We start from the raw sequence: 6,003 nt of genomic DNA on the forward strand, positions 1-6,003 counted from the left end.
AGTCCAAGTAATATAATTATTCTGGTTTTCCTGTCAAACAGGGCCGTTGCCTTGCTGCCGCGGGTTCCTTGGGGGTGTGTTGCTGTGGCCGGTTTTTCAACTGAACAGGGTGCTTGGATTGGTATTATGGCTGCCTGATCCATGTAGGGGCGCGTGGGTTTTTGCCGTTGTTCGGGTAAAATACAAAGGAATCCCACTTGCACCCTGCGGAGAAAATGAAATGAAGAAACTCCTGGCTCCTTCGATACTCTCGTGTGACTATCTTCGTCTTGAAGACGAGGTGACCGCCGTCTGCGAGGCGGGCGCCGATCTAATACACGTGGACGTGATGGATGGGCATTTCGTTCCGAACATAAGCATAGGAATACCCATAGTGGAGGCGATTGCCCGGATGGAATCGCCGCCCCAGATGGATATACACCTGATGATTGATAGTCCCGAGAAATTCACGGAGAAATTCATAGACGCGGGTTCTCCTCACGTGAAAATTGTCACGGTCCAGATGGAGGCCTGCAACCTTCTCTACAGTGCCCTCTCATCCATAAGGTGGAGAGGGGTTATGACCGGGGTGGCCCTTAACCCCGCAACCCCGATCGGCGTGATCGAGGAAAAGCTGATGGAGCTTATAGACGTGATAGTGATAATGACCGTGGAGCCGGGGTTCGGGGGTCAGAAATTCATTCCCGAGATGCTGTCGAAAATAAGAGACCTGAGGTCTCTTCTTGACAGGATGGATGGAGATGAAAAGAAGCCGCTTATTGAAGCTGACGGCGGGATAAATCTCGGGAACATAAGGGAAGTTATCGAAGCCGGAGCGGACATAGTGGTAACGGGATCCGGAATATACAAGACGGAAAACTACGCCGATACGATGTCGGCCATGCGCGAGATGATGGAGTAGGGGCCAGACCCGAGGGCTGCGTGTTTTTCCGGGGGAAGATGAAGTCTCAAGAGCGAAACTACATAGCCGACATAGAGCGGTATTTTCTCGGGCTTGCGGGAAAGGGCCTGATGCTTTCGGCCAGGGACTACAGTTTTATAAGGGAACTTGGCGAAAGATCCGTCTCAAAGGAAATGGTAATTAAGGCTATAGCCTACGGCTTTGAGCAGAAGAGGCAGAGGGGAGCCCAGGAGCCGAGGGGGCTTTTTAACATAAGGCATGAAATTGAAGATTACTTGAGAACGCATTCGGTAGAACGGGAATCGAAGCAGGCAACACCCCGGAACGCCGCTTTTACGAGAAGCAGTATAATAGAACAGGTCCTAAAGAGGCTTGATAGGATCATAGTTGAGGAAAAAAGAGAGGATATACGGGGGAAATACGAGGAACTCAGGCGCAGGGTTGGAGAGACGGACGGCGCGGGGTCCGCTAACATATACAAACAGTTTGATTTGTTGTGGCGGGATTTCATGGGGGATGTTTTCTCAGGTCTTTCCACGGAGAGGCAAAAGCAGATAACCGATACTGCGCTGAGCAGGATCCCCGCCAAGGCGAAACTCTACGACGAGGATGCTAGGAGAAAAACCCTTAACGCCTTCAGGGATGAAATCGTATGCGAGACTCTCGGCATAAATAATGTTTTCACGATGAAGTAACATGGCCAGAAGAAAACGGATCATTATGGATTGTCGAAAATGTTCCGGCGGTGGGTACATGATCTCACCTGAGAACGGTCAGTACGCCCGCGCGGAGGTCTGCGACTGCGTTTCCGAATGCAGTGACTGCGGGGGGACCGGAACGGTATTTTTGGTGAACGAAAGGGGCTACAGGTATCTTGAGCGCTGCGGGCTCTGCGGAATGGTGAGGCTTAAGGTCAGAAGGTACAACAACGCGAAGATTCCATCGAAGTACGCAGGCGTTCTTCAGTCAGACGATATAGACCCCCGTGACAACAGCCAGTTTGAGGCAATGACCTACGTGAAGTCGTTTGTCGACAAGTACCCGGAGGAAAAAGGCTTTCTGCTTATGGGAGGTCCCGGGCTTGCCAAAACACGCCTGGCAGTAGGGGCCATAGCGGAGCTTACGCTTCAGAAAGCCGTTGAATGCGTGTTTACCGATTTCTTCTTTCTGCTTGGAGACCTGCGGAAGGCGTATTCCGAGGGAATTCCCGAAAACGAGATAATAGGACCGCTAATAAGCGCGGAAATTCTGGTTATAGACGAGATGGGAAAAGGCAAGAGTTCCGAATGGGAGCAGAACATCCTCGATCAGCTCATCTCCAAGCGTTACAACTCCTCAAAGAAGACTCTTGTTACCACCAACTATGTGGCCAGGGAGTCACTGCCCAATAAATCCAGGAATAAAAAAACGGAAATACTTGAGGACAGGGTGGGGGAGAGGATAGCTTCAAGGCTTTATGAGATGTGCACCCCGCTTTTCATCGAGGGAAGCGACTACAGGAAAAGCGAAATCTCCTCGTAAGATGTCGCCCGGTTCAACCGGGAGATTGGAAGCTATTGTCACTCCTGCATGGTTTCAATAAGAATTTATTGTGGGGATTATTGATGTTTGTTTTTCTTTAGTGGCGGAGGTGATGTTATGGGAAAGGTGAAGGACAGGTCATCAGGCATGGTAAATATCTCCGTGAAAATTCCTGCTGAAATTGCCGAAATATTGGGCAAGGTATCGAAAGCGGAGGAAAGGCCAAAAAGCTATTACGTAAGGAAGGGATTGGAACTGTTTTTGATGGCTAAGCTGGAGAATTTGGAGGACCACGAAGAGGCTGCCGAAGCTTACAAGGAATTTATGGCCTCAGGGGAAAAATCGGTTTCCTTTTCTGAACTCAAGGAAGAACTGAACCTTTAGAGTTATACCACTGCCTCTGCCTGATCTAAAAGTTCCAATATTTCGAATAAATCCTTCTGATTTCCGAGACGGTATGTTCGCAGGTTGTCCGCTTGGGATTAAAACCGGTATCCGACACCTTAAGATCAAGTATCTCCTCGATGACCGACTTCATGATCAGTCCCATCTCCGCCGTGTTATAGCCGCCCTCGAGCAAAAAGGCGATATTTCCGCGGCAGTGTCTCTCGGCGAGTCGCATAACGAATCTTGTAAGCCTGGCGAAACCTTCTGAGGTAACCAGCATTCCTCCCAGCGGGTCGACCTGGTAAGCGTCAAAGCCCGCGGATATGAGAATGAATTCCGGGGAGTACTGCTCCACCACGGGTTCGAGTATCTCGGCGAAGATTCTGAGGTAATCTTCATCTCCCAGCATCGCGGGGCAGGGGACGTTAACCGTGTACCCGAGCCCGTCTTTGTATCCTAGTTCCTTAAGGCTTCCTGTGCCGGGGTAAAACGGGAACTGGTGCACTGAGAAGAAGAGCACGCTGCTTGAATCATAGAAGATGTGCTGGGTGCCGTTTCCGTGGTGCACGTCCCAATCTATGATCAGGACTCTCTCAAGGCCGCAGTTGGCCAACAGGTGGGCCCCGGCGACCGCCACGTGATTAAACAGGCAGAACCCCATCGCCCTGTCGTGTTCGGCGTGATGTCCGGGAGGGCGGGGGAGTACGAACGCGGTATCGATTTTCCCTGAAAGAATATCGTTTACAGAGCATATAAGCCCCCCGGAACCCGCAAGCGCGGCGTCAAAAGAAACTTCGCACGTAGAGGTGTCGGCATCAAGCTGCGAGAACTCCTTGCCGGAGGTGCTTTTGACCATATCGAAATAGGGCTTGCTGTGTACGAGGGTGATCTCTTCCTCCGTCGCGGGCCTTGTGTCGATGGGAACCGTTTTCTCCATAAGACCCGAACTCTCAAGTGCTCCCAGAATGCTGGTCAGTCTCTCCGGACACTCCGGATGTCCGGGAGGGTTCTGGTGAGCCAGGAAAAGATCGTTACTTACTATCGAGAGTCTCTTCATTTTGGATCACATCTTTAAGATAACCTATGAGATAAAAGGAACCACAAACACAAGCTGCTTCTCCGTAACCAAGAAGTTTTTCATATGCCTCCCGGGGGTCTTTTACCGTCTCGACCGAGTCGAATTGTCCCCGGGCAAGCGCCAGAATTTTTTCCGTTCCCAAAGACTTCTTGACTCCGGCAAGTTCCGTTATGATCAGTTTTCCCGAAACGCGGGAGAGCGTTTCGGTGAACCCTCCGATGTCTTTGTTCTCAAGCATCGTTATCAGGAAATTGAATTTTTTCCCCGGATGATAAAACTCAAGGGACTTAACAAGGTTCTCCCCCGCGGCGAGGTTGTGCGCGCCGTCGATTATAACGGGAGTTTCCCTGTTTAAGTATTCCATTCGCCCCCCCAGACTGACTTCCGCAAGAGCCTCTTTTATCTTTTCCGGGTCCGTTTTGTAGCGGGTATGCATTGTCAGCAACTCGGCCGCCGCTATGGACATAACGGCGTTTTCCACCTGGTGCGTGCCCGCGAGAGAAATTCTGAGTCCCGGAATGTTCCACCTGGGCCCCATGTAATCGAAGCTCAGATCTTCTTTTTCCCCGTAAGTGAACTCCGCTCCGATTCTGTGGCATGTTGAGGAGTTCTCACGGACCCTGCGCTCGATTACCGAGAGGGCCTCGCCCGTGCATCCTGTCACCACGAGGCCGTTTTTTTTGATTATTCCGGCTTTTTCCCCGGCAATCTCACCCAAAGTGTTTCCCAGGTATTCGGTGTGGTCAAAGGACACGTTCGTTATGACGCCTGCCAGATGGTCGCATACGTTTGTCGAGTCCCATCTCCCGCCCATTCCCACTTCAAGCACGCCTACATCTATTGACTTGGCGTTGAAGTGAAGAAATGCGGCTGCGGTGAGCGTTTCGAAATAACTGAGCTCCACGCCAATCCTGGCGCAGGCGGCAAAAACCGTGCCGAGGGTTTCTTCAAGCTGCTCCCAGGTTATTTCCTCTCCGTCTACTTTTATTCTTTCCGTGAGGTTGATCAGATGAGGGGAGGTAAAGAGACCTGCGCGATAGCCGTTCACCTCGAATATTGACGCGATACAGGCCGCCACGGACCCCTTGCCGTTAGTTCCGGCAACGGCGACGTAATCCTTTTTCCTGTGAGGAAACCCCAGTTCTTCAAGAACCGCGGTGATTCTGCCGAGCCCCGGTTTTACGCTGTCCACTCCCTTTAGGCAGAGTCTTTTCAGATTCTCAGACATTTTGGGTTTCCTAGGTAAAAGATAGTACCTGCTGATTTAGGATCCTCGCTTGCCTTGCAAGAACTGGGTCCATTTTCTTCATGATCAAGAGATTCTGGCATGTTTAGATAGTTCTGTTGCATCGTTGCAACTGGATATTCTTCTATTCCCTGAAGAAATGGGTAGCAAACCACAAACAATTACTCGCGGAATATCTGTGTCTAGAAGTAGCGAAGTAAGAGAACTTGATTTTCAGCGAAACTCAAGACGTTACATAGTATTCTGTGAAGAGCTAACACGGTTTTCAGGGAATCTTCTGGGCAGATAAAAATGCTAGAAATATAAAACCGACTAAAGCTGAAGTGGAATTAGGTTCAAGTGTTAACGAATAGGATTGAGTTAGATGGATTAATCAGGAAAACAAAAAAACGTCCTCTCACATACGAGTTGTCTCACACCCGATAGATTAAGCTTCTTTCAGATGCCATCTTCGGTAAAGTATCTTTTCGCATGTGACAAGCAGAAAAATCAGGTGGTATGTTAGTTTCTTCTAGGATAATTCTGGTGTTATAGTTAGTTGTCGACAAATGAATTTTTGGAGGTGCCCATGTCTACATATTTTCCACCCCAGTACAAAAGCAGAGGTTTCCACTGCCCTTATTGCAACGTCAAAGCAAATCAATCATGGTATGATACTTATTATCAGAATGGGGGCTACTATTATCCACTTGGCATTGAACAAGAGTCTGTGGAAATTTCTTTTTGTTCACATTGTTCTCAACCGACACTTTGGTTATTGAAAAAATTATTTATCCACTTGTTCAAACATTTCCGTCACCCAATAACGACTTAGATAAAGATATTAAAAAAGTTTATAACGAGGCAGCGGCAATTGCGGATAAATCCCCC

At 49.4% G+C, this 6,003-nt stretch carries 6 protein-coding genes; 4 read left to right on the forward strand and 2 right to left on the reverse strand.

Annotated elements, in window-relative coordinates:
• The first annotated feature begins 220 nt into the window (after window positions 1-220).
• From rpe to F4Z13_03365, 4 genes are all read left to right on the forward strand, one after another.
• Entirely contained in the window at window positions 221-901 is a 681-nt protein-coding gene (gene rpe / locus F4Z13_03350; protein MXZ48279.1) for a ribulose-phosphate 3-epimerase, read from the forward strand.
• A gap of 38 nt (window positions 902-939) precedes the next feature.
• A complete protein-coding gene (locus F4Z13_03355; protein MXZ48280.1) occupies window positions 940-1,596 on the forward strand; it encodes a hypothetical protein in 657 nt (218 codons plus the stop codon).
• A 1-nt stretch (window position 1,597) separates the two neighbouring features.
• Window positions 1,598-2,422: a hypothetical protein gene (locus tag F4Z13_03360; protein ID MXZ48281.1), complete on the forward strand. Its 825-nt coding sequence runs from the start codon at window positions 1,598-1,600 to the stop codon at window positions 2,420-2,422.
• A 117-nt stretch (window positions 2,423-2,539) separates the two neighbouring features.
• A complete protein-coding gene (locus F4Z13_03365; GenBank protein MXZ48282.1) occupies window positions 2,540-2,806 on the forward strand; it encodes a hypothetical protein in 267 nt (88 codons plus the stop codon).
• A gap of 25 nt (window positions 2,807-2,831) precedes the next feature.
• Here F4Z13_03365 and F4Z13_03370 read toward each other — a convergent pair whose 3' ends face one another.
• Window positions 2,832-3,866, reverse strand: a complete 1,035-nt coding sequence (locus F4Z13_03370; protein MXZ48283.1) for a histone deacetylase — start codon at window positions 3,864-3,866, stop codon at window positions 2,832-2,834.
• On the reverse strand, window positions 3,841-5,115 hold the full coding sequence (locus F4Z13_03375) for a hypothetical protein (protein ID MXZ48284.1): 1,275 nt from the start codon (window positions 5,113-5,115) through the stop codon (window positions 3,841-3,843). The genes F4Z13_03370 and F4Z13_03375 overlap by 26 nt, the downstream gene beginning before the upstream one ends.
• Window positions 5,116-6,003 lie beyond the last annotated feature (888 nt).

The organism is Candidatus Dadabacteria bacterium (genome assembly GCA_009837205.1).
In the GTDB taxonomy this organism is placed as follows: domain Bacteria; phylum Desulfobacterota_D; class UBA1144; order Nemesobacterales; family Nemesobacteraceae; genus Nemesobacter.